Origin of the sequence: Herbaspirillum sp., from assembly GCF_017744395.1 — a bacterium.
In the GTDB taxonomy this organism is placed as follows: Bacteria; Pseudomonadota; Gammaproteobacteria; order Burkholderiales; family Burkholderiaceae_D; genus Herbaspirillum.
The window spans coordinates 885,612-908,049 of sequence record NZ_JAGIBI010000001.1; the positions used below are offsets into that span (position 1 = coordinate 885,612).

Annotated in this window: 22 protein-coding genes; 13 read left to right on the forward strand and 9 right to left on the reverse strand. The window is 63.3% G+C overall.

Features of this window, described 5'->3' with window-relative positions:
• Positions 1-7: 7 nt before the first annotated feature.
• Entirely contained in the window at positions 8-994 is a 987-nt protein-coding gene (locus J7548_RS03930; protein WP_290970601.1) for an HlyD family secretion protein, read from the forward strand.
• An 83-nt stretch (positions 995-1,077) separates the two neighbouring features.
• On the opposite strand, the gene J7548_RS03935 is transcribed toward J7548_RS03930, so the two are convergent.
• The 7 genes from J7548_RS03935 to J7548_RS03965 form a co-directional block, all read right to left on the reverse strand.
• On the reverse strand, positions 1,078-2,424 hold the full coding sequence (locus J7548_RS03935) for an Nramp family divalent metal transporter (protein ID WP_290970603.1): 1,347 nt from the start codon (positions 2,422-2,424) through the stop codon (positions 1,078-1,080).
• Positions 2,425-2,459: 35 nt separating this feature from the next.
• Positions 2,460-2,912, reverse strand: coding sequence for a molybdopterin synthase catalytic subunit MoaE (gene moaE / locus J7548_RS03940; RefSeq protein ID WP_290970605.1), 453 nt, complete (start codon positions 2,910-2,912; stop codon positions 2,460-2,462).
• A 31-nt stretch (positions 2,913-2,943) separates the two neighbouring features.
• A complete protein-coding gene (locus J7548_RS03945; protein ID WP_290970607.1) occupies positions 2,944-3,579 on the reverse strand; it encodes a class I SAM-dependent methyltransferase in 636 nt (211 codons plus the stop codon).
• A gap of 1 nt (position 3,580) precedes the next feature.
• On the reverse strand, positions 3,581-3,838 hold the full coding sequence (moaD, locus tag J7548_RS03950) for a molybdopterin converting factor subunit 1 (RefSeq protein ID WP_290970609.1): 258 nt from the start codon (positions 3,836-3,838) through the stop codon (positions 3,581-3,583).
• The gene (glp, locus tag J7548_RS03955) at positions 3,835-5,118 is read right to left on the reverse strand and encodes a gephyrin-like molybdotransferase Glp (RefSeq protein ID WP_290970611.1); all 1,284 of its coding nucleotides are present in this window, start codon (positions 5,116-5,118) and stop codon (positions 3,835-3,837) included. The genes moaD and glp overlap by 4 nt, the downstream gene beginning before the upstream one ends.
• A gap of 161 nt (positions 5,119-5,279) precedes the next feature.
• The gene (gene thrC / locus J7548_RS03960) at positions 5,280-6,740 is read right to left on the reverse strand and encodes a threonine synthase (RefSeq protein ID WP_290970613.1); all 1,461 of its coding nucleotides are present in this window, start codon (positions 6,738-6,740) and stop codon (positions 5,280-5,282) included.
• Positions 6,741-6,865: 125 nt separating this feature from the next.
• Positions 6,866-8,005 (reverse strand): helix-turn-helix transcriptional regulator, encoded by a 1,140-nt coding sequence (locus J7548_RS03965; RefSeq protein ID WP_290970615.1) that lies wholly within the window; start codon positions 8,003-8,005, stop codon positions 6,866-6,868.
• 294 nt (positions 8,006-8,299) lie between these two features.
• On the opposite strand from J7548_RS03965, the gene J7548_RS03970 reads away from it, so the two are divergent.
• From J7548_RS03970 to J7548_RS03990, 5 genes are all read left to right on the forward strand, one after another.
• Positions 8,300-9,841 (forward strand): hypothetical protein, encoded by a 1,542-nt coding sequence (locus J7548_RS03970; protein ID WP_290970617.1) that lies wholly within the window; start codon positions 8,300-8,302, stop codon positions 9,839-9,841.
• A gap of 32 nt (positions 9,842-9,873) precedes the next feature.
• Positions 9,874-10,287 (forward strand): YcfL family protein, encoded by a 414-nt coding sequence (locus tag J7548_RS03975; RefSeq protein ID WP_290970619.1) that lies wholly within the window; start codon positions 9,874-9,876, stop codon positions 10,285-10,287.
• 70 nt (positions 10,288-10,357) lie between these two features.
• Positions 10,358-10,969, forward strand: a complete 612-nt coding sequence (gene lpoB, locus J7548_RS03980) for a penicillin-binding protein activator LpoB (RefSeq protein ID WP_290970621.1) — start codon at positions 10,358-10,360, stop codon at positions 10,967-10,969.
• 31 nt (positions 10,970-11,000) lie between these two features.
• Positions 11,001-11,858 (forward strand): hypothetical protein, encoded by an 858-nt coding sequence (locus J7548_RS03985; RefSeq protein ID WP_290970623.1) that lies wholly within the window; start codon positions 11,001-11,003, stop codon positions 11,856-11,858.
• A gap of 200 nt (positions 11,859-12,058) precedes the next feature.
• Positions 12,059-12,499, forward strand: coding sequence for a surface-adhesin E family protein (locus J7548_RS03990; RefSeq protein WP_290970625.1), 441 nt, complete (start codon positions 12,059-12,061; stop codon positions 12,497-12,499).
• A 76-nt stretch (positions 12,500-12,575) separates the two neighbouring features.
• Here the strand turns inward: J7548_RS03990 and J7548_RS03995 are convergent, their stop codons facing one another.
• Together J7548_RS03995 and J7548_RS04000 are read right to left on the reverse strand one after the other, a co-directional pair.
• A complete protein-coding gene (locus tag J7548_RS03995; RefSeq protein ID WP_290970627.1) occupies positions 12,576-13,886 on the reverse strand; it encodes a homoserine dehydrogenase in 1,311 nt (436 codons plus the stop codon).
• Positions 13,887-13,951: 65 nt separating this feature from the next.
• Positions 13,952-15,181, reverse strand: coding sequence for a pyridoxal phosphate-dependent aminotransferase (locus J7548_RS04000; protein ID WP_290970630.1), 1,230 nt, complete (start codon positions 15,179-15,181; stop codon positions 13,952-13,954).
• Between the two features lie 400 nt (positions 15,182-15,581).
• Here J7548_RS04000 and J7548_RS04005 point away from each other — a divergent pair, with 400 nt between their 5' ends.
• The 7 genes from J7548_RS04005 to J7548_RS04035 all read left to right on the forward strand — a co-directional run bounded on the left by J7548_RS04005 (position 15,582) and on the right by J7548_RS04035 (position 22,388).
• Positions 15,582-15,962, forward strand: coding sequence for an Mth938-like domain-containing protein (locus tag J7548_RS04005; protein WP_290970631.1), 381 nt, complete (start codon positions 15,582-15,584; stop codon positions 15,960-15,962).
• A gap of 63 nt (positions 15,963-16,025) precedes the next feature.
• Positions 16,026-17,750, forward strand: a complete 1,725-nt coding sequence (locus tag J7548_RS04010) for a glycosyltransferase family 39 protein (RefSeq protein WP_290970633.1) — start codon at positions 16,026-16,028, stop codon at positions 17,748-17,750.
• Positions 17,747-18,118 carry an EamA family transporter gene (locus J7548_RS04015; protein WP_290970635.1) on the forward strand — a complete coding sequence of 124 codons (372 nt, stop codon included), beginning with the start codon at positions 17,747-17,749 and terminating at the stop codon, positions 18,116-18,118. The genes J7548_RS04010 and J7548_RS04015 overlap by 4 nt, the downstream gene beginning before the upstream one ends.
• A gap of 67 nt (positions 18,119-18,185) precedes the next feature.
• A complete protein-coding gene (locus J7548_RS04020; protein WP_290970638.1) occupies positions 18,186-19,307 on the forward strand; it encodes a DegT/DnrJ/EryC1/StrS aminotransferase family protein in 1,122 nt (373 codons plus the stop codon).
• A gap of 128 nt (positions 19,308-19,435) precedes the next feature.
• Positions 19,436-20,392: a glycosyltransferase gene (locus J7548_RS04025; protein WP_290970642.1), complete on the forward strand. Its 957-nt coding sequence runs from the start codon at positions 19,436-19,438 to the stop codon at positions 20,390-20,392.
• On the forward strand, positions 20,389-21,306 hold the full coding sequence (locus J7548_RS04030) for a formyltransferase (protein WP_290970645.1): 918 nt from the start codon (positions 20,389-20,391) through the stop codon (positions 21,304-21,306). Before J7548_RS04025 ends, J7548_RS04030 begins: the two co-directional genes overlap by 4 nt.
• A 26-nt stretch (positions 21,307-21,332) precedes the next feature.
• Positions 21,333-22,388 carry a bifunctional UDP-4-keto-pentose/UDP-xylose synthase gene (locus J7548_RS04035; RefSeq protein ID WP_290970648.1) on the forward strand — a complete coding sequence of 352 codons (1,056 nt, stop codon included), beginning with the start codon at positions 21,333-21,335 and terminating at the stop codon, positions 22,386-22,388.
• Positions 22,389-22,438 lie beyond the last annotated feature (50 nt).

Sequence of the window (22,438 nt, forward strand, 5' to 3'; positions counted from 1 at the left end):
GTTCATCATGTCGGTCAAATCGATTTTTCGCCCAGCCATCACCCTGCTGATTTTCCTGCTGGCCATCTTCCTCGCCTGGACGCTGTGGCAGCACTACATGGTCTCGCCGTGGACCCGCGACGGCCGCGTGCGCGCCGATGTGGTCAACATCGCGCCGGACGTCTCCGGCCAGGTGGTCGAACTGCCGGTGCGCGATAACCAGCTGGTCAAGAAAGGCGACCTCCTGATGGAAATCGACCCGGCGCGCTACCAGTTGGCGCTGCAGCAGGCCGATGCCGCCGTGGCCGCGCGCAAGTCCGACCTCGACGTGCGCCGCGCCGATGTCGACGTGCGCCGCGCCGACCTCAACATGCGCCGCGCCCAGGCCCGCCGCCGCGCCGACATGGATGCCTTGGTGGTCTCGCGCGAAGCCCGCGAAGACGCAGGCACCCAGGTCACCGCCGCCGAGGCCCAGTTCCAGGCCGCGCAGGCGCAGCTGCAGTCGGCCCAGGCCCAATACCAGGCCGCCGTATCCCAGCGCGACACCGCCAAGCTGAACCTGGAACGCACCAAGGTGTTCTCGCCGGTGGACGGCTACGTCACCAACCTGAACGTGCGCCGCGGCGACTATGCGGCCGCCGGCGCGGCCAAGATCGCGGTGATCGACAGCCATTCGTTCTGGGTCTACGCCTACTTTGAAGAAACCAAGCTGCCGCTGCTGTCGGTGGGCGACAAGGCCAAGATCCAGCTGATCAACGGCGCCACCCTGTCCGGCCACGTCGACAGCATCGCGCGCGGCATCTACGACCGCGACAATCCGCAAAGCCGCGAACTGATCGCCGACGTCAACCCGACCTTCAACTGGGTGCGCCTGGCCCAGCGCATCCCGGTCCGCATCCACCTGGACGACGTGCCCAAGGACGTGCTGCTGGCCTCCGGCCTGACCTGCACCGTGGTGCTGGAGCCGGGCAGCGGCAAGGAGCAGAAGCAGGCTGCGCCGTCAGCCAAGAGCTGAATTACGGTATTTCAGGGCAATAAAAAAGCGGGCGGATGAAAATCATCCGCCCGCTTTTTTTTATCAATACCGAAACCGGTTATTCAACCAGCAAACACCTGCACCACCAGCCAGACATTGGCCGCCGATATCGCCGCAAACAATACCCACGCCGCCAGCGCCACCCACCACGGGTTAGCCAATTCCCCCATCAAATCACGCCTGCCGGTCAGCCGGATCAGCGGATACATGGCGAACGGCAATTGCAGCGACAGCACCACCTGGCTGGCCACCAGCAGCTTGCCCACCGAATGCGGCCCCAGCGTCAGCACCCCGGCCAGCGCCGGGATCAGCGCCAGCCCGCGCGTGATGACGCGGCGCTGCCAGCACGGGATCTTCATCTTCAGGAAACCTTCCATGATCACCTGGCCGGCGATGGTGCCGGTGAAGGTCGAACTTTGCCCGGCAGCGAACAGGCCGACGCCGAACAGGATCGCAGCCGCCGCCGAGCCGGTGATCGGGTCCAGCAAATGGTAGGCTTCATCCAGTTCCGCCACCTGCGTGTTGCCGCTCTGGTGGAAGGCCGAGGCCGCCAGGATCAGGATGGCGGCATTGATGACCATGGCCAGCAACAAGGAGATGGTGGTGTCGATGCGGGTATAGCGCACCGCATCCTGCAAGGAAGCGGGATCGCGCCGCACCGTGCGCGTCTGCACGATGGAAGAATGCAAGTACAGGTTGTGCGGCATCACGGTGGCGCCGATGATGCCAATGGCCAGGTACAGCGGTTCGCGGCTGGAAACCGCCTGCAATGATGGCACGAAACCCAGCGCCACCGCATGCCAGTCAGCCTTGACGAAGGCCAGTTGCGCCAGCAGGCACGCGGCAATGGTCAGCACCAGCCCGAGGATAATCGCCTCCACTTGGCGAAAGCCCCTGCCCTTCAGGCCCAGCACGATCAAGGTATCCAGCGCGGTCAGCATGACCCCGACCGGCAGCGACACGCCCAGCAGCAGGTTGAACGCCAATGCGCAGCCCAGCACTTCAGCCAGGTCGCAGGCGATGATGGATAGTTCGGCCAGCACCCACATGCCGCGCCCCACGATGGGCGGGTAATGCTCGCGCGAATGGACCGCCAGGTCCTTGCCGGTGGCGATGCCCAAGCGTGCGCACAGGCATTGCAGCACGATCGCCGCCAGGCTCGACAACATCACCACGAACAGCAAGCGGTAGCCGAACTGGGCGCCGGATTGTATCGAGGTGGCCCAGTTGCCAGGGTCCATATAACCGATCGACACCAGCAAACCCGGGCCGACATAGAGCTTGAGCTTTTGCCAGGCCGAGGCGGTGGCCGGCACTTCCACGGTGCCGGCAACTTCAGAGGGGCAGAAAGGCGCCGTCGCAGTGGTCGGCAAACCCGGAATGCGCGGCAATCGAAATGTGAATGGCAAGAGCGGGCTTCCCCTCTGTTCTTATCGGCGTGGCGTTATTTGTTCCACTTGTTCAAGGCCGCATCATCGCTCTCGCGCGCATCGACCCAGCGCGCGCCTTCGGGCGTCTGCTCCTTCTTCCAGAACGGTGCCTGGGTCTTGAGGTAATCCATGATGAATTCACAGGCGGCAAAAGCCTCGCCGCGATGGCGCGAAGTCACGGCCACCAGCACGATCTGCTCCAGCGGCAGCAAGGGACCGACGCGATGGATCACCAGCGCGTCGAAGATGGGCCAGCGTGCCTTGGCATCGGCCACGATCTGTTCCAGGGCGCGCTCGGTCATTTCGGGATAATGTTCCAGCTCCATTTCCGACACCGCCGCGCCTTCATTGAGGTCGCGCACGGTACCGACGAAAGCGGCCACCGCGCCGACCAGGGGATTGGACAGGCGCAGTTGCGCCACTTCGGTGGAGAGGTCGAAATCAGCAGTCTGGACGCGGATGGGCATGGTCGGAAAAGGGGAAAATCGTCAAATCGGTTCAGGCCGTCTTGCGCCACACACTGGCCAGCCAGGGTTGCTGCTCACGGGGCAAGCCATCAGGCCGATAATAATGGCGCAATTCGGCAAATCCCGCATCCTGCAGATAGCGCCGCCATCCTTCCAGGCTATGCCACACGCCATAGCGCTCGCCGCTCCAGCCTTCCACATCGTCACCGCGCGGATTGGAGCTGAACAAAATGCCCCCTTCCTTCAGTGCTTCGCGCAGTTGCGCCAGCACACGCGGCAGGTCGGCGGATGGCACATGGAACAGCGAGGCATTGGCGAAAATGCCGTCGAAGCGCTGCGCCGGCAAATCGAGCCTCACGAAATCCTGGCACAAGACCTCGCAGCCGGAAGCCTCGCGCGCCATGCGCACGAATTCTTCGGTGCCGTCCAGGCCTACCGCTTCATGTCCCAGCTTCGACAGGGTGAGCAAATCGCGCCCCGGGCCGCAACCGAAATCGAGGATGGAAAACGGCCCACGGCCGGCGATGCCGGGACGCATCTCCAGCGCATCCAGCAAGGCGCCGATGTTCTGGCTGACGTCGTGGTCCCAGGTGCCTGCGCGAAACCCTTCGGCATTGCGGCTGTAATGTTCGAGCGTGCCGGCCGAGGCATCGTCCTTCGTGGGCATGTCAGCCGCCCGTGACCGGCGGGAAGAAGGCCACCTCGCCGCCGTCGGCGATCTCGGTATCGGCCTCGGTCATCACATGGTCGTAAGCCATGCGCAGGTTCTTCTCCGGTCCCAATACCTGGGCCCAGATGCCGCCGCGGCCGATCAGGAAGGCGCGCACGTCGCCCACGGTCTTGACGCTGGCCGGCAGCTCAATCACCTCTTGCGTGGTGTTGAGCGCCTCGCGCACGCTGGCGAAGAAACGCAATTCGATTTTCATGAGAGCAAATCCTGGAAAGAGATGAAGGAAACGGTATCGCCCGCGGCAATCGTCTTGCCCGCCGGGTTGTCGACCAGGCCATCGGCCCACACGGTCGAGGTCAGCACGTTGGAGCCCTGGCTGGGGAACAGGTCGAGCCCGCCGTTGGCATTTCGGCGCACACGCAGGAATTCCTGGCGCTTGTCGGCCTTGGTCCAGTCGAAGTCGGCGCGCATGGTCACCGCTTGCGGCAGTACTGCTTCACGCGGCCAACCTTGCAGGCGCAGCAGGAAGGGCCGCACGAACACCAGGAAAGTGACGAACGACGACACCGGGTTGCCCGGCAAACCGATGAAAAAGGCGCGTCCCTCCTGCGCCGTCGGACGATTGACTTCGCCGAAGGCCAGCGGCTTGCCCGGCTTCATGGCGATCTGCCACATGTTGATGCGCCCTTCGGCTTCCACCGCCGGCTTGACGTGGTCTTCCTCCCCCACCGATACGCCGCCGCTGGTGATGATCAGGTCGTGCTGTTGCGCGGCCTCGCGCAGCGTCTTGCGGGTGGCGTCCAAGTTGTCGGGAACGATGCCGTAGTCGGTGATTTCACAGCCCAGTTTTTCCAGCAAGCCGCGCAGCAGGAAGCGGTTGGAGTTGTAGATGGCGCCCGGCTTCAGGGGCTGGCCCGGCATCGTCAATTCATCGCCGGTGAAAAACACCGCCACGCGCACGCGGCGGCGCACCGATAGTTCGGCCTGCCCCACCGAGGCCGCCAGTCCCAGCTCCTGCGGCCGCAGGCGGGTGCCGTCGGCCAGGATGGTGCTGCCCTGGCGGATGTCTTCGCCGACATAGCGCACCCATTCACCCGGCTTAGGAAGATGGCGCACGATGACATCTTCGCCATCGGCTTCGCAGGCTTCCTGCATGACCACCGCATCGGCGCCTTCGGGCATCATCGCGCCGGTGAAGATGCGCGCGGCGGTGCCGGCCTGCAGCGGCTGGCCCACATGGCCGGCGGGAATACGCTGCGACACGCGCAGGCGCGCCTGGCCCGAGGCGCAATCGGCGGCGCGCACGGCATAGCCATCCATCTGCGAATTGTCCATGCCCGGCACATTGATGTGCGCTTGCACCGACGCCGCCAGCACGCGGCCGCAGGCGTCCAGGGTGGAGACGGTTTCGACGCCTGCGACCGGCGCGGCGGCGTCGAGCAAGGTGTTCAATGCCTGCGCCACGCTTTGCAGCGGCGGGCGCGACGGCGGCACCGCTTTGTCGCTCGGATTCGGTAGAGGAGTATTGGCTTGCATGTCTGGCCTGTTATCTGGTTTCCGCTGATTCCACTCGGATATAGCGATCTGCCATTTTAATGCAATCGGCACGGCGGATCAGCATTGCCTCCTGCGCATGGCGCATGAAAAACGCCGCGCGGGCTTGCGGGCCCGGGCGGCGTCTGGCATGCCAAAGAAACTTACAGGCCGGTGTGCTGCGCCACGAAATTCTTCACATTGGCGGCGTCGGCCGGCATCACTTCGAAGCGCTGCGGCAGCGCCTCGATGTTCTCGAACCCGGCCGGGCGGTCGGCGTCGCGGCCCAGCGCCTCGCGGATGGTTTCGTTGAACTTGGCCGGCAAGGCGGTTTCCAGCACGATCATGGTCACACCCGGCGCCAGGTTCTCGCGCGCCACCTTGATGCCGTCGGCGGTGTGGGTGTCGACGGTGATGCCGTAGTTCTTTTCGGCGAAACGGATGGTCTCCAGGCGGTCGGCATGGGTCGACTTGCCGGAAGCGAAACCGTACTTGAGTACGCTGTCGAACTCGTTGCCGTCGCTGCCGGGCTTGCCGGTCAGGTCGAAGCCGCCGGCGGTCTCGACCTTATGGAACAGCGCCTTGACGCGTTCGGCGTCGCGGCCCAGCAGGTCGTAGACGAAGCGCTCGAAGTTGGAGGCCTTGCTGATGTCCATGCTGGGGCTGCTGGTGTGGTAGGTCTCGGCCGACTTGCGCACGCGGTAGACGCCGGTGCGGAAGAATTCGTCGAGCACGTCGTTCTCGTTGGTGGCGACCACCAGCTTGTCGATCGGCAGGCCCATCATGCGGGCGATGTGGCCGGCGCAGATGTTGCCGAAGTTGCCGGACGGCACGGTGAACGACACCTTCTGCTCATTGGAGGTGGTCGCCGCCAGGTAGCCGCGGAAGTAGTACACCACCTGCGCCACCACGCGCGCCCAGTTGATCGAATTGACGGTGCCGATCTTCTTGGCGGCCTTGTACTCCAGGTCGTTGGAGACGGCCTTGACGATGTCCTGGCAATCGTCGAACACGCCTTCGATGGCGATATTGAAGATGTTGGGGTCCTGCAGGCTGAACATCTGCGCGGTCTGGAAGGCGCTCATCTTCTTGTGCGGCGACAGCATGAACACGCGGATGCCGCGCTTGCCGCGCATGGCGTATTCGGCGGCGCTGCCGGTGTCGCCCGAGGTGGCGCCGACGATGTTGAGTTCGGCGCCCTTCTTGGCCAGCGCGTATTCGAACAGGTTGCCCAGCAATTGCATGGCCATGTCCTTGAAGGCCAGGGTCGGGCCGTTGGACAGGCCTTGCAGCACCAGCTTCTTGCCGTCCTTGTCTTCCAGCGTGCGCAGCGGGGTGATCTGCGCGGCATCCTCACCGGCGCGAGTGTTGCGGTAGACGTCGGCGGTATAGGTCTTGTGCGCCAGCGCCTTCAGGTCGGCCTCGGGAATGTCGGTGGCGAACTTCTTCAGCACCTCGAAGGCCAGGTCGGCATAGGACAGCTTGCGCCATTGGTCCAGTTCGGCGCCGCTCACCTGCGGATATTGCGACGGCAGGTACAGGCCGCCGTCCGGCGCCAGGCCGCCCAGCAGGATTTCGGAAAAGGAAGGAGTGGCAGAATGACCGCGGGTGGAGACGTATTGCATGACGTGTAGTGGCTGCAGGATGCGTGAATACGAGGGAATCGGTGAAGTCCGACATTATAGCGCCCCGCCGCCACCGCGCTCACTTTCTCCCCTTGGCCAGCCGTCCGCAGCCAGGATACGGATTTTCAGCTGTGGATCGGCGGCTCGGCCATCATCAGGATGCGCAAGAGCTCCGCCTGGCGCCGCGTGCCGGTCTTGGAAAACAGGCTGGCCATATGGGTGCGCACCGTATTGCGGCTCACGTCGGCTTTCTGCGCGTAGCTTTCGATGGTCTCGTTGTCGAGCAGCGCCTCGGCCAGGCGGGCCTCGGCCGGCGTCAGCGCGAACATCTTGCGCAGGACGGCGCTGCGCGGCAGGCGCTGCCGGTTCATGTCCTGCAGGATCACCAGCGCCAGCGGCGCGCTGCCATCGACCAGTTCGGCCTGCTGCTCCGCCTGCGCCGGGATGACCGATACCACCAGCGGCGGCGCCTCGCGCTCGCGGCGGGCCGCAAACCATTGCCCCCGTCGGCCCTCGCCGCCGGTGGCCTGCCTGACGGCGGCGGCCAGCATGCCGTCGGCGCCCGAATCCGCCATGCACAAGCGCTGCGCCTTCACGCAGATGCCGTCGGCGCCGGCCAGGATATCCGCCGCCACGTTGTTGAACGACACCACGCGGCAAGCGGCGTCGACCCATACCGTGCCGTAGGGCAAGTATTTCAATAATGTCTGGTCGGCCTGCTGCTGGCGCTCCAGGCCGCGCAGACGCCGCCGCAGTACCGAGGAACGGACCAGGTGACCGGTCGTGCGCTCCAGGAACTGCAGATCTTGCGCATCGTAGTGCTTGGCGCCTAGCGGGCGCAAAAACGACAAGCCTTCATTTTCCAGCGCTTCGCCGCCGATACGGCCGACGATCAGGTGGCGCACGCCGTACTTGAACAGGAAGTCGTTGTAGATCTCGCTGCGGCGTACCGAACGTTCGTCGAAACGCTCGTAGTCGGTGCGCCATTCGCCGATGGCGCCGGTGGCAACCCATTGCAGGCGTTCGTCGATGCTGCTGTAGTAATTCCGGTATTCGGCGTCGCCCGCGCTGAAAGCGGGGTCGCTGATGAGGGAGCTGAATACTTCCCGGCTCGCCACGTCCATATGGATGTAATGCCCCGCCAGCGCGCCGATCTCATTGCACATCAGCGCCATGGCCGGCACCAGTTGCCCGATATCCTGAACCGACTCGTAAATCAATCCGACCAGGCGGTCGAATTGCTGTTCCCGATCGATGGTTCTCATTGTTATCCCCGTGCCGCTCATGATGGCGGCTTGATTGGCCTTCCCTGCCGCGAGCATAGAACATTTCACTTTCTCATTCAAATGGATGAGGTTTTTTCTGTTGCGTTTATCTAGAATTTCCTTGTGCACAACACCCATCCTGCTCGCTTTTCGCCAACGCCAAAGCAATTGTCAGGGGACATGCAGGTTGAGGATGCTGGCCATTTCGGGGAGAAATTCATGATGCAAAGCAATTCGAATTGCCGCAGGGCAAATGCCGTCCTCTTGCTGGGCAAACGGCTATGTGTGGGAACCATGGCGGCAGGACTGATAGCCGGTTGCGCCACGGGTTACGCCAACAAGGCCAACAGCACCGTGGGCGCCATGCAAGGCGGCAACCCCGATCTGGCGCTGCAAGCGCTGGAACAGCAGAATCCCGATAAGGACAAGGACCTGCTCTACTTCCTGGAGAAGGGCGAGCTGCTGCGCATGAAAGGCTCCTACGAGGCCAGCAAGGAAAGCTGGCTGGCCGCCGACGAGAAGGTGCGCGGCTGGGAAGAACAGGCCAAGACGGATCCGTCCAAGCTGATGGGCGACATCGGCTCCTTCGTGCTCAACGACACGACCCGCCGCTACGATGGCCGCGATTACGAAAAGACCTTCATCAACCTGCGCCTGGCGCTGGACCACCTGGCCATCGGCGACTGGGATTCGGCCCGCACCGAGATCAAGAAGATGCACGAGCGCGAGGCCATCATCGCCGAGTTTCGCAGCAAGGAACTGGAAGGCGCCAAGAGCAGCGCGGAAGCCAAGGGGCTGAAGACGACCTCGTTCAAGGAACTCAACGGCTACCCGGTCGAGACCCTGACCGATCCGCAAGTGCAGGCACTGAAGAATTCCTACGAATCGGCCGTGGCCAACTACCTGGCCGGCTTCGTCTATGAAAGCCTGGGCGAACCTTCGCTGGCCGCTGCCGGCTACCGCAAGGCGATCGAGATGCGTCCCGGCGAACCGGTGCTGGAAGATGGTCTCAAAGGCCTGGACGGCCGCGTGCGCGCCCGCTCGCCCAAGCTGGTCGACACGCTGATCGTGATCGAATCCGGCAGCGCCCCGGCCATCACGTCGATGACCTTGCCGATCATGCTGCCGATCCCCAGCACCAGCGGCTTGTCGATCATCGCCACGCCGATTTCCTGGCCGGTGATCCGCCCCGCCGACAGTTCGGCGGTGCCGTCGAGCATCACTATCGACGGCAAGGCCACGCCGGTAGCCCTGCTGACCAGCGTCGACCAGATGGCGCGCAAGGCGCTCTCCGACGAAATGCCCGGCATCATCGCGCGCTCCTCGGTGCGCGCCATCACCCGCGGCGTTGCGCAAAAGGCGCTCGACGACAACTCCGGCTCGATGGGCGCCTTCGGCTCCTTGCTGAGCCTGGCCGTCAAGGTCGGTTCGGTGGTGACGGAAGTGGCCGACGAACGCGCCTGGCGCACCCTGCCCGGCTTCTTCTCGGTGGCGCGGGTGAAACTGCCGGTCGGCGCCCACACCATCACCCTGCCGTCCGGCGCCGCGCCGTTGACGCGTGAAGTGAAGCTCTCCGGCAATTACGCCGTGGTGACCATGCGCACCTCGGGACCGTCGCTCTACCTCGCGCAAACCCCATACGACGAACAAAAGGCCGCATTGGCCCTGGCCGCCCCGGACGTGCCGCCGCCCGCAACCAAGGTCGCCAAGGCCGGCAAGAAAGCGGCGCCCAACAATGCCGTCAAGGCGGCGGCTGCGGCCAAGGATAAAGCCCAGGCCAATGCTGCCGATAAGAAGAAAGCCATCGTGCCGGTATCGGCCTCGGCCAACCAGTAACGCAACACCACATCGAAAACCGGAGAACCCAGATGCAAGCCTTCTTACGCCAGATCGTGCTGGCCACATCCTGCGCGCTGGCTTTGGCGCAGCCAGCCGTGGGGCAGACCATCGCTTCCAAGATCGAAACCATGGGCGAGCCCGCCTCGCTGCAATTCACCGGCTTGCGCATGCGTGAACAGAACGGCCTGCTGCGGGTGCAGGCCGAATTGACCAACCAGGACACCGCCCCGCAAAGCGCCTATTACCGGGTGCAGTGGCTCGATGACGCCGGCTTCCAGGTATGGGACGACGAGGCGTGGAAACCGGTGCTGCTGCACGGCGCGCAAAAACTGACGCTGCAGATCGTCGCGCCGACCACCAAGGCGCGCGACTTCAAGATCCAGTTCAGCGCCACCAACAACCGCCCGCTGAGCCAGCCCAACGGCTCCATGAACAGCCCCTGACCGATTGAAATAACCGGGGCCGCCCGCGCGCCCCGCTCTCCCATATCCGCCATCCGAAAAAGGAAACACCATGTACGCCATCGCCCATTCCAAGCAACTCCGCTTCACCGCCCTGTGCGCCTTGTGCGCCACCCTGTTCGGCTGCGCCACGCCCGGTACCCCGACCGTCGGCGGCAACGTCCAGTACGGCGACGCCAAGGCGGTGGAACAGGTGACCAACGAATTCGGCTCGACCGACCTGCAAAGCATCGCCGAATCGATGGCGCGCTCGCTGGCGCAATCGGCCAGCGGCTACAAGAGCAAGCCGCTGGTCACCATCGCCGACGTCAAGAACAAGACCAGCGAATACATCGACACGCGCTCCATCACCGACTCGATCCGCGTGCAGCTGGTCAAGAGCGGCACCATGCGCTTCGCCACCGACATCGATGCCATGCAGAACCAGACCGATGAACTGACCCGCCAGAACAACAGCGGCCTGTACAAGAAATCGGCCACCGCCAAGGTCGGCAAGATGCAGGGCGCGCAATACCGCATCGAAGGCAACATCACTTCCATCGTCAAGCGCGGCGGCGACGTCAAGGACGTCTACTACAAATTCAGCCTGATCATGACCGATATCGAAGCCGGCACCATCGAATGGGCCGACGAGAAGGAAATCCGCAAGACCTCGCGCCGCTAAGCCGCTACGGCCATCGCTTCAGGGAACCATCATGAACGCATCCATCCTGCGCGCTTTGCGCGCCGCCTCCGCGATCGGCTGCCTGGCCGGCGCGATGCTGGCCGCCGCTCCGGCGGCGGCCCAGAACCTGCCCAAGATCGCCGTGACCGACTTGTCGTACGAAGAGAAGGTAAAGGAATATTTCCAATACTTCGAAGCGCGCGAGAAGCACAACAACAGCTCCTCTTCCAGCGCCCGCTTCCGCGATTCGGCCAACAGCTCGTCGGGTTCGGAGTCCGAGCGCTCCTCCAGCCGCGGCGAAAGCTCGGTGGTGGCGGCGTCGGGCAGCATCACCGTGATCAGCCGCGGCGAACTGCGCAAATTCACCGCCGACATCAAAGGCGAGCTGCTCAAGTCCGGCTCGTACCGCCTGGTGCAAGGCAAGCCGTGGACGCAACAGAACACGGAAAAGCTGTACGACATCATCGCCCGCATCAAGCAAGGCTATTACCCTGGCGCCGACTATGTGCTGTTCGGCAGCATCAACAATGTCGAATTCCGCGAGGAAGCCAATCCGATCCAGGGTTCCAACGCGGTGTCGTACTCGCTGGCGCTGGAGCTGGTGGGCGAGTTCTCGCTGATCAATACCAGGACCTATGAGATCAAGGCCGCCTTCTCGGCCATGGGCGAAGGTTCCGACACCCGCCTGGCCAATGCCCCCGGCACCCGGATCGTGCTCAACAAGAGCCGCGTAATGCAAGAGGTTTCACGCTCGCTGGGCGATGCCGTGGCCAGCGAAATGGAAGCGCAGTTCAATCCGGCCGCCTCCACGCGCGCCTCCCGCGCCGCGCGCAATGCGGGACCGGCCAATGCGCCGGCGCAAGAAGAGCGCACCGTGGTCTTCAAGTGAACCGGCATCCGGATCGCGCCCGGATTTGTTTCCATAAAGAAAACAAATCCGGGCCGGCCGGATGAAATAAAACGTTACCACCCTTGAAAGCCCGGCGGCGCCGGGCTATGCTGCCGCACTTCGCACATCCGCTGTGGCGGAAACTCCCGCACCGCAGCCACATCAAAGACGGCATACAACTCAAGAAGGATGGAAACGGCATGAAACAAAAGTTCAAGACCCTGCTGGCGATTTCCGGCGCATGCGGCGCCTTGCTGGCGCTCGCCCCGGCCCACGCCGAGAACTGGCAATCGCTGGGCGGCACCGACAAATCCGAACTGCAGATCGACACCGATTCCATCGTCGAATCCGGCGGCTTGCGCGAAGCATGGTCGATGTGGAATTTCAAGGAAGCCCGCACCAATACCGGCGACAGCAGTTTCCCCGCGCTCAAGTCGTACAAGGACCTGCACCAGTACAACTGCAAGGCCGGCAGCGTGAAGCTGGTGCGCGAAATCATCTTCGCCGAGAACGACGGCAAGGGCGACAAGCGCGACCACACCGACGCACTGAAGAACATGCAGTTCGAGAAACCGAAGCCATTGTCGGTGGGCGACGCCATGCTGCAGGCCGTGTGCAGCTACGAGATCAAGAAGAAATAAGCTGCCTGCGCAGGCATAAAAAAACGGAGCCATGCGGCTCCGTTTTTCATTGGCGGAAAAGAATTTCCGCCGCCGCTCAGTTCAGCTCTTCCAGACGGATCTTGGTGGTCTTGCCTACCACCGTCTCCAGCGCTTCGATCTTGGCGATGGCCGCCTCGACGTTCTTTTCCTGGGTCTGGTGGGTCAGCATGATGATGTCGGTCTGCTGTTCGCCTTCAGCCGGCTCCTTCTGCAGCATGGCGTCGATCGAGATCGACGAATCCGCCAGGATGCGGGTGACGTCGGCCAGCACGCCCGGCTTGTCTGCCACGCGCATGCGCAGGTAGTAGCTGGTGGTGACTTCGGCCATCGGCAGCACCGGCGTATCGACCATGGCGCCGGGCTGGAACGCCAGGTATGGCACGCGGTGCTCCGGATCGGCGGTGGCCAGGCGAGTGATGTCGACCAGGTCGGCGATCACGGCCGAGGCGGTCGGCTCGGAGCCGGCGCCCTTGCCGTAGTACAGGGTCTCGCCGACGGCGTCGCCGCGCACCACCACCGCGTTCATCGCGCCTTCCACGTTGGCGATCAGGCGCGCGGCCGGGATCAGCGTCGGGTGCACGCGCAGCTCGATGCCCTTCGCGGTCTGGCGCGTGATGCCCAGCAGCTTGATGCGGTAGCCCAGTTGCTCGGCGTAGGTGATGTCGCTGGCCTGCAGCTTGGTGATGCCTTCCACGTGCGCGCGGTCGAATTGCACCGGGATGCCGAAGGCGATCGAGGCCATGATGGTCAGCTTGTGGGCCGCGTCCACGCCTTCGATGTCGAAGGTCGGGTCGGCTTCGGCGTAGCCCAGGCGTTGCGCTTCCTTGAGCACGACGTCGAAGTCCAGGCCCTTGTCGCGCATCTCGGAGAGGATGAAGTTGGTGGTGCCGTTGATGATGCCGGCGATCCACTGGATACGGTTGGCGGTCAGGCCTTCGCGCAGCGCCTTGATGATGGGGATGCCGCCGGCCACGGCCGCTTCGAACGCGACCATCACGCCCTTCTCCTGCGCCGCCTTGAAGATCTCGTTGCCGTGCGTGGCGATCAGCGCCTTGTTGGCGGTGACCACGTGCTTGCCGTTGGCGATGGCCTTGAGCACCAGGTCCTTGGCGATGCCGTAGCCGCCGATCAGCTCGATGACGATGTCGATGTCAGGGTCGTTCACCACCAGGTTGGCGTCGTTGACAACCTTGACTTCTCCATTGGTCAGTTCGGTGGCGCGCTCGGTGTTGAGATCGGCCACCATGGTAATTTCAATGCCCCGGCCGGCGCGGCCCGCAATCTCTTCCTGGTTGCGCTTGAGAACATTGAAAGTACCGGAACCCACGGTGCCGATGCCGAGCAAACCTACTTTGATGGATTTCATATTGTCTTCGTGGTTGGTGAAAAATGCCGCCACGTCCAAACCCGGAACATGGCGGGTACTGCAAATTACGCGGTGCCGTGGCGACGGCGATAGCCTTCGAGGAAGTGGGCGATGCGGCCCATCGACTCGGTCAGGTCGTCGGTATTGGGCAGGAACACGACGCGGAAGTGGTCCGGCGTCGGGCAATTGAAGCCGGTGCCCTGCACGATCAGCACCTTCTCCTCGGCCAGCAGTTCGTAGGCGAATTCCTGGTCGTCCTTGATCGGATAGATTTCCGGATCCAGGCGCGGGAACATGTACAGCGCCGATTTCGGCTTGACACAGGTCACACCGGGAATCTCAGTCAGCAGCTTGTGCGCCAGGTCGCGCTGCTTGGTCAGGCGGCCGTTGGGCGCGACCAGGTCGTTGATGCTCTGGTAGCCGCCCAGCGCGGTCTGGATCGCGAACTGGCCCGGCGCGTTGGCGCACAGGCGCATCGAGGCCAGCATGTTGAGGCCCTCGATGTAATCCTTGGCGTGCTTCTTCTCGCCCGAAACCACCATCCAGCCGGCGCGGTAGCCGCAGGAACGGTAGTTCTTGGACAGGCCGTTGAAGGTGATGAACAGTACGTCGTCGGCCAGCGAGGCCAGCGAGGTATGGGTGTTGCCGTCGTACAGCACCTTGTCGTAGATCTCGTCGGCCAGGATGATCAACTGGTGCTGGCGCGCCAGCTCGATGATTTCCTTCAGCACCTCGACCGAATACAGCGCGCCGGTCGGATTGTTGGGGTTGATGACCACGATGGCGCGGGTGTTGGACGTGATCTTCTTCTTGATGTCGGCAATGTCGGGCTGCCAGCCTTGCTGCTCGTCGCAGACGTAGTGCACCGGCGTACCGCCGGACAGGCTGACCGCGGCAGTCCACAGCGGATAGTCGGGCGACGGCACCAGCACTTCGTCGCCGGTGTTCAACAGCGCGTTGACGCTCATGACGATCAGCTCGGAAGCGCCGTTGCCGAGGTAGACGTCATCGATGGTGACGCCCTGGACATTCTTCTGCTGGGTGTAGTGCACAACCGACCTGCGCGGTGCGAACAGGCCCTTGGAATCGGTATAGCCGGAGGCGTTGCCCATGTTGCGGATCATGTCCTGGACGATCTCGTCCGGGGCGTCGAAGCCGAAGGCGGCCAGGTTGCCGATGTTGAGCTTGATGATCTTGTGGCCCTCTTCCTCCATCTGACGCGCTTTTTCCAGCACGGGACCACGAATGTCGTAACACACATCTGCCAGCTTCTTGGATTTCTGAATCGGTCGCACAGCCATTCCTCTACTCGTTCTGAAGCGGGACGCCGCGGCATGCCTGCCCGGCCGGTCCCGTTCCGCCTGGCGCCGGGAGGGCCAGGAACCTTTCGGGCTCCCGCGTCTCCATCACGGCGCATCCTTTGATTTACTTCCGATACCTTATGGCAACTCCTGCAATTCCTGCGGCGCAACGAAAAGCGGCGGAAAACACGCTTGCCGACACGCATCGCCCCAGCGGGCGGGAACCGGCCATTTTGCCCAAAGCTGTCCATTTTATCAATCAAATAGGCGTGCGCCCGGTGAGGAAACGGCTACAATGCAGCACTTTACGACCAGATTGCTGCAATGCATGTCGGAATGACATCCCGGCGTTCCCGCCGGACGGTGCTCCGCCTGCCTTCCAGCCCATCTTGCGATGAAGCTCCATTCAACCGAAACCAAGCAATACCAGACCGTCACCGCCTACGACGAGGACGGCGTCGAGCTCAATGCGATCCGCTTCGACCACAGCCTGGTGGTACTGCCCGAAACCGAACCGGCGCCGTGGCCGGTGACCAGCTTCGAGGCGCTGACCGCGGCGGATTTCGAGCAGATCGACGCCACCCGGCCTGACGTGGTCATCCTCGGCACCGGCGAACGCCAGCGTTTCATCCATCCCAAGCTGATCGCAGCCCTGACCGCGCGCCGCATCGGCGTCGAATGCATGGACAACCAGGCCGCCTGCCGCACCTACAACATCCTGATGGCCGAAGGCCGCAAGGTGGCGCTGGCGCTGGTCATTCCCCAAAAGAACTGAGCTGAGCGGCGTTTACCTGCCGCGACAAGAAACCTAACAAATACGCACAAGGAACCGCTCTCAATGCGCGAACTGTACAAATCGAAGGCGTTCGTCTGGACGTTGCTTATCCTGTTTTTGCTGGTGTGGTTCTGGATGCTGGGCGCCCGCACCCTGGTGCCCACCGATGAAGGCCGCTATGCGGAAATGGCGCGCGAGATGGTCGCCACCCAGGACTGGATCACCACCCGCCTGAACGGCATCAAGTACTTCGAAAAGCCGCCGCTGCAGACCTGGATGAATGCCCTCACCTTCGAGTTGTTCGGCCTGGGCGAATGGCAGGCGCGGCTGTGGACCGGCCTGTGCGGCCTGCTGGGCATCGGCCTGGCGGCCTATACCGGCGCCCGCGTGTTCAACGGCCGCGTCGGTTTCTATGCCGCGCTGGTGCTGGCGTCGAGCTTCTTCTGGGCCGGCATGGGCCACATCAATACGCTGGACATGGGCCTGTCGGGCATGATGACCATCTCGCTGTGCGCGCTGCTGATGGCCCAGCGCAACGAGGCCTCGCGTGAAAGCCAGCGCAACTGGATGCTGTTGTGCTGGGCCGGCATGGCGCTGGCGGTGCTGTCCAAGGGCTTGATCGGCATCGTGCTGCCAGGCGCGGTGCTGGTGCTGTACACGCTGTTCTCGCGCGACTGGGCGATCTGGAAACGGCTGCACCTGGTCAAAGGCCTGCTCCTGTTCTTCGCCATCACCACGCCGTGGTTCGTGGCGGTCTCGCTGAAGAATCCCGAATTCCCGCAGTTCTTCTTCATCCACGAGCATTTCCAGCGCTTCACCACCAAGATCCATAGCCGCACCGGCCCGTGGTACTACTTCATTCCCATCCTGTTGCTGGGCATCGTCCCGTGGCTGGGGGTGTTCTTCCAGGGCCTGTGGCAAGGCGTGCGCGAGCAGCGCGACACCGGCGGCTACAACACCCTCAACGGCGGCCGCTTCCAGCCGAAGAAGCTGCTGCTGATCTGGGCCGTGTTCATCTTCGTGTTCTTCAGCATCTCGGATTCGAAGCTGCCCTCCTACATCCTGCCGGTCTTCCCGGCGCTGGCCCTGCTGATCGCCTGCTACCTGGAACAAGCCGACCACAAGGCGCTGGCCTGGGCCGGCTCCCTGGTGGCGGTGCCGTGCGCCATCGGGCTGGCCTTCATCCCGCGCGTTCCCTCGCTGGCCAAGGATGCCTTCTCGCAACCGCTGGTCGAGGCGCACGTGCCGTATATCTATGCCGCCACGCTGGCCTTCTTCATCGGCGGCATCGCCGCTATCCGCCTGGCGCGCCAGCACAAGGATGCGGCCGTCACCGTCCTGGCGGCCACCGCCTTCGTCGCCGGCCAGGCGCTGATGCTGGGACACGAGCCGCAAGGCCGCTACTCCGCCGGCGTCGACTACGTGCCGGTGCTGCAGGCCGAGTTGAAGCCGGATACCCCGATTTACCTGGTGGGCCGCTATGAGCAGGCGCTGCCGTTCTACCTGCGCCGCACGATGACGCTGGTGCAGCACGCCGATGAGATGGAATTCGGACTGAAACAGGAACCGCAGCTCTGGCTGCCGACCGTGGACGCCTTCGTCGCCCAATGGGTGGCCGACCATGCCGCCGGCAAGAAGGATATCGCCATCGTCGATCCGACCATCTATAAGCAATTGGAAGAACGCAAGCTGCCGATGCGCCTGATCGGCCAGGACCCGCGCCGCGTGATCGTGGCCAACGATCCGGCGGCCGCTGCCGCCGGCAACGGAAAGAAGGTGGCGCCATGAATCTGGCCACGTTCGGCTTCATCTTCGCCGGCATCTGCCTCAACGCCGTGGCGCAACTGCTGCTCAAGGCCGGCACCAACGCCGTGGGCGCGATCCACCTGACCGCGGAGAACTGGTTCTCCACCGGCCTCAAGCTGGCCACGCAACTGCCGATCATCGGCGGCCTGTCGTGCTATGTGATTTCGGTGGTGGTATGGATCATCGGCCTGTCGCGGGTGGACGTGACCATCGCCTATCCGATGCTGTCGCTGGGCTACATCATCAACGCCGTCGGCGCCTGGTATTTCCTCGGGGAAGCGGTGTCGGCCCAGCGCCTGCTGGCCATCGGTGTCATCATCATCGGCGTGGTTTTGCTGACCAGAAGCTGATTTACAATAAGCGCCCTGCCATGCGCCCGGGGCGCATCAACGTGATTGCCTGACGAGAAACGAATTCATGAGCCTGCCCTTCCTCCCGTTCGCCAAACCCACCATCGACGAACCCACCATCGCCGCCGTCGCCGACGTGCTGCGTTCCGGCTGGATCACCAGCGGCCCCAAGGTGCAGGCCTTTGAAAAGGCGCTGTCCGAGTACCTGGGCGGACGCATCGTGCGCACCTTCAATTCCGGCACCTGCACGATGGAAATCGCGCTGCGCATCGCCGGCGTGGGTCCGGGCGACGAAGTCATCACCACCCCGATCTCGTGGGTGGCGACCGCCAACGTGATCATCGAAACCGGCGCCACGCCGGTATTCGCCGATATCGACCCGGTCACCCGCAACATCGACCTGGACAAGCTGGAAGCCGCCATCACCCCACGCACCAAGGCGGTGATCCCGGTTTACCTGTCCGGCCTGCCGGTGGACATGGACCGCCTGTACGCCATCGCCAAGAAACACAACCTGCGCGTGGTGGAAGACGCCGCCCAGGCGCTGGGCTCGACCTGGAACGGCAAGCGTATCGGCGCCTTCGGCGACTTCGTCTCGTTCAGCCTGCAGGCAAACAAGAACATCACCAGTTCCGAAGGCGGCTTCCTGGTGCTCAACAACGCCGATGAAGCCAAACTGGCCGAAAAGTACCGCCTGCAGGGCGTAACCCGCAGCGGCTTCGACGGCCTTGAAGTGGACGTGCTGGGCGGCAAGTTCAACATGACCGATGTGGCCGCCGCCATCGGCCTGGGCCAGTTCGCCCATGTCGACGCCATCACCGCCCACCGCAAGGAACTGGCCAGGCATTACTTCGCCACCTTCGGCGACAACTTCGAAGCCGAGTACGGCGCCCAGTTGCCGGTGGCCGATTTCGAGAACTCCAACTGGCACATGTTCCAGCTGGTGCTGCCGGAGCGCATCACGCGCGCGGCCTTCATGGAAAAGATGATGGAAAAGCAAGTCGGCATCGGCTACCACTACCCGGCCATCCACCTGCTCAAGCTTTACCGCGAGCGCGGTTTCAAGGAAGGCATGTTCCCGGTGGCCGAGCGCGTGGGGCAGCGCATCGTCTCCTTGCCGATGTTCAATGCGATGAGTAAAGATGACGTGGAACGCGCAGTCGACACGGTAAAATCGGTCTTGCGTTGATTTTGCGGCAATTTTCCGTTTAAATTTCGCACCACTTGCATTTTCAGTTCCAAAGCGGGCCTGAATGCCGCGACGCCTGACGGTCGCCGCGGCTTCGGGCCTTTGACATATTCCAGTACCAGCCATTGATGAAACCAGAACTGTCCGTCGTCATCCCGGTTTATAACGAGGAATCCGGCCTCGCCAAGCTGTTCGAACGCCTCTACCCGGCGTTGGACGCCTTGGGCTACAGCTATGAAATCCTCTTCGTCAACGACGGCAGCCGCGACCGTTCGGCCGGCATCCTGGCCGAACAATTCCGCCTGCGCCCCGACGTGACTCGCGTTGTGCTGTTCAACGGCAACTACGGCCAGCACATGGCCATCATGGCCGGCTTCGAAGCCACCCGCGGCAACATCGTGGTCACGCTGGACGCCGACCTGCAGAACCCGCCCGAGGAAATCGGCAATCTGGTGGCCAAGATGCGCGAAGGCTACGACTACGTCGGCTCGATCCGCCGCAAACGCCAGGATTCGGCCTGGCGCACCTATGCCTCCAAGGCCATGAACCGCCTGCGCGAGAAGATCACCCGCATCAAGATGACCGACCAGGGCAACATGCTGCGCGCCTACAGCCGCAACGTGATCGACCTGGTCAACCAGTGCCGCGAGGTCAATACCTTCGTGCCGGCGCTGGCCTATACCTTCGCCCGCAATCCGACCGAGATCACGGTCGAGCACGAAGAGCGCTCGGCCGGCGAATCCAAGTATTCGTTCTACAGCCTGATCCGCCTGAATTTCGACCTGGTCACCGGCTTCTCGCTGGTGCCGCTGCAATTCTTCTCGCTGTTGGGCATCGGCCTGTCGTTCGCCTCGGCGGCGCTGTTCATCCTGATCGTGGTGCGGCGCCTGCTGATCGGCGCCGAAGTGGGCGGCGTGTTCACGCTGTTTGCGATCACCTTCTTCCTGATGGGCGTGATCCTGTTCTCCATCGGCCTGCTGGGCGAATACATCGGCCGCATCTACATGCAGGTGCGCGCGCGCCCGCGCTATGTGGTGCAGGCCATCCTTGAACAATCCTCCGAAGAGGACAAGCAGACATCATGAACGCCGTCGTATTCGCTTACCATGACGTGGGCGTGCGCTGCCTGAAGGTGCTGCTGGCGCGCGGCGTCCAGGTATCGCTGGTGGTCACGCACGAGGACAGCGCGACCGAAAACATCTGGTTCGGCTCGGTGGCCGGCGTATGCCGCGACAACGGCATCCCGTACATCACGCCGGCCGATCCCAAGACCCCGCAATTGCTGGCGCAGGTGCAGGCGGCGCAGCCGGACTTCATCTTCAGCTTCTACTACCGCCACATGCTGCCGGTGGAGCTGCTGTCAGTGGCAAGGCACGGCGCCTTCAACATGCACGGCTCGCTGCTGCCCAAGTACCGCGGCCGCGTGCCGATCAACTGGGCGGTGCTGCACGGCGAGACCGAAACCGGTGCCACCCTGCACGAGATGACCGCCAAGCCCGACGCCGGCGCCATCGTGGCGCAGACGGCCGTGCCGATCCTGCCGGAAGACACCGCCTACGAAGTCTTCGGCAAGGTGGTCGTGGCCGCCGAGCAGACGCTGTGGAACGCGCTGCCGGCGATGCTGGCGGGCCGCACGCCGCGCCTGCCCAACGACCTTTCCCAAGGCAGCTACTTCGGCGGGCGCAAGCCGGAAGACGGCCGCATCCGGTGGCAGCGGACCGCCCGCGAGGTGCATAATCTGGTGCGCGCGGTGGCGCCCCCCTATCCGGGCGCCTTCGAGGAAATCGCGGGTGATAGAATTACGGTCACGAAAACCCGGTTGGTCCCGCCGTCCGCCCATCCTGCCCTGCAGAAGGCGCATGGCATGCAAGACAAGTTCTTTGAGGGAGGCAAGCTGTACGCGCGTTGCGGCGACGGCAACTTCCTCCAGATCCTGGGCATCCAGATCAATGACCGGGATGCTTCGCTTAACAATTACCTGAAATACATGGCCTCCTGAAACCGGCCATCCACACTGCTCACATTATGAAAAAAGTCCTCATTCTCGGCGTCAACGGCTTTATCGGCCACCACCTGTCCAAGCGCATCCTGGAAACCACGGATTGGCACGTCTACGGCATGGACATGATGACCGACCGCATCACCGACATCCTGGAAAACGAGGCCTACAAGTCGCGCATGCACTTCTTCGAAGGCGACATCACGATCAACAAGGAATGGGTCGAGTACCACGTCAAGAAATGCGACGTGATCCTGCCGCTGGTGGCCATCGCCACGCCGTCGACCTACGTCAACAAGCCGCTGCGCGTGTTCGAACTGGACTTCGAAGCCAACCTGCCGATCGTGCGCGCCGCCGCCAAGTACGGCAAGCACCTGGTGTTCCCGTCGACCTCGGAAGTCTACGGCATGTGCCATGACGAGGAATTCGATCCGGAAGAGTCCGAACTGATCTGCGGCCCGATCAACAAGCCGCGCTGGATCTACTCCTGCTCCAAGCAGCTGATGGACCGCGTGATCTGGGGCTACGGCATGGAAGACAACCTGAACTTCACCCTGTTCCGCCCGTTCAACTGGATCGGCGCCGGCCTGGATTCGATCCACACCCCGAAGGAAGGCAGCTCACGCGTGGTGACCCAGTTCTTCGGCCACATCGTGCGCGGCGAGAACATCTCTCTGGTCGACGGCGGCCAGCAGAAGCGCGCCTTCACCTACATCGACGACGGCATCGACGCGCTGATGAAGATCATCGCCAACGAAGGCGGCGTGGCTTCGGGCAAGATCTACAACATCGGCAACCCGACCAACAACTACTCGATCAAGGACCTGGCCGACATGATGCTGAAGCTGGCCGCCGAGTACCCGGAATACGCCGACACCGCCAAGAAGGTGAAGCTGGTCGAAACCACCTCGGCCGCCTACTATGGCAAGGGCTACCAGGACGTGCAAAACCGCGTGCCCAAGATCACCAACACCTGTGACGAGCTGAAGTGGGCCCCCAAGACCACCATGGCCGACACCCTGCGCAACATCTTCGACGCCTACCGCAGCCAGGTGGCCGAAGCGCGCGCGCTGGTCGACTGATTCGCTGGCTCCTGCCTTACCGGAAAACCGCGCTACGGCGCGGTTTTCTT

What these genes read in the sequence shown, in the direction of transcription:
- J7548_RS03930 (WP_290970601.1), top strand. Translation starts at nt 8, where the DNA reads ATGTCGGTCAAATCGATTTTTCGCCCAGCCATCACCCTGCTGATTTTC.
- moaE (WP_290970605.1), bottom strand. Translation starts at nt 2,912, where the DNA reads ATGCCCATCCGCGTCCAGACTGCTGATTTCGACCTCTCCACCGAAGTG.
- J7548_RS03945 (WP_290970607.1), bottom strand. Translation starts at nt 3,579, where the DNA reads ATGCCCACGAAGGACGATGCCTCGGCCGGCACGCTCGAACATTACAGC.
- moaD (WP_290970609.1), bottom strand. Translation starts at nt 3,838, where the DNA reads ATGAAAATCGAATTGCGTTTCTTCGCCAGCGTGCGCGAGGCGCTCAAC.
- glp (WP_290970611.1), bottom strand. Translation starts at nt 5,118, where the DNA reads ATGCAAGCCAATACTCCTCTACCGAATCCGAGCGACAAAGCGGTGCCG.
- thrC (WP_290970613.1), bottom strand. Translation starts at nt 6,740, where the DNA reads ATGCAATACGTCTCCACCCGCGGTCATTCTGCCACTCCTTCCTTTTCC.
- J7548_RS03965 (WP_290970615.1), bottom strand. Translation starts at nt 8,005, where the DNA reads ATGAGAACCATCGATCGGGAACAGCAATTCGACCGCCTGGTCGGATTG.
- J7548_RS03970 (WP_290970617.1), top strand. Translation starts at nt 8,300, where the DNA reads ATGGCGGCAGGACTGATAGCCGGTTGCGCCACGGGTTACGCCAACAAG.
- J7548_RS03975 (WP_290970619.1), top strand. Translation starts at nt 9,874, where the DNA reads ATGCAAGCCTTCTTACGCCAGATCGTGCTGGCCACATCCTGCGCGCTG.
- lpoB (WP_290970621.1), top strand. Translation starts at nt 10,358, where the DNA reads ATGTACGCCATCGCCCATTCCAAGCAACTCCGCTTCACCGCCCTGTGC.
- J7548_RS03985 (WP_290970623.1), top strand. Translation starts at nt 11,001, where the DNA reads ATGAACGCATCCATCCTGCGCGCTTTGCGCGCCGCCTCCGCGATCGGC.
- J7548_RS03990 (WP_290970625.1), top strand. Translation starts at nt 12,059, where the DNA reads ATGAAACAAAAGTTCAAGACCCTGCTGGCGATTTCCGGCGCATGCGGC.
- J7548_RS03995 (WP_290970627.1), bottom strand. Translation starts at nt 13,886, where the DNA reads ATGAAATCCATCAAAGTAGGTTTGCTCGGCATCGGCACCGTGGGTTCC.
- J7548_RS04005 (WP_290970631.1), top strand. Translation starts at nt 15,582, where the DNA reads ATGAAGCTCCATTCAACCGAAACCAAGCAATACCAGACCGTCACCGCC.
- J7548_RS04010 (WP_290970633.1), top strand. Translation starts at nt 16,026, where the DNA reads ATGCGCGAACTGTACAAATCGAAGGCGTTCGTCTGGACGTTGCTTATC.
- J7548_RS04015 (WP_290970635.1), top strand. Translation starts at nt 17,747, where the DNA reads ATGAATCTGGCCACGTTCGGCTTCATCTTCGCCGGCATCTGCCTCAAC.
- J7548_RS04020 (WP_290970638.1), top strand. Translation starts at nt 18,186, where the DNA reads ATGAGCCTGCCCTTCCTCCCGTTCGCCAAACCCACCATCGACGAACCC.
- J7548_RS04025 (WP_290970642.1), top strand. Translation starts at nt 19,436, where the DNA reads ATGAAACCAGAACTGTCCGTCGTCATCCCGGTTTATAACGAGGAATCC.
- J7548_RS04030 (WP_290970645.1), top strand. Translation starts at nt 20,389, where the DNA reads ATGAACGCCGTCGTATTCGCTTACCATGACGTGGGCGTGCGCTGCCTG.
- J7548_RS04035 (WP_290970648.1), top strand. Translation starts at nt 21,333, where the DNA reads ATGAAAAAAGTCCTCATTCTCGGCGTCAACGGCTTTATCGGCCACCAC.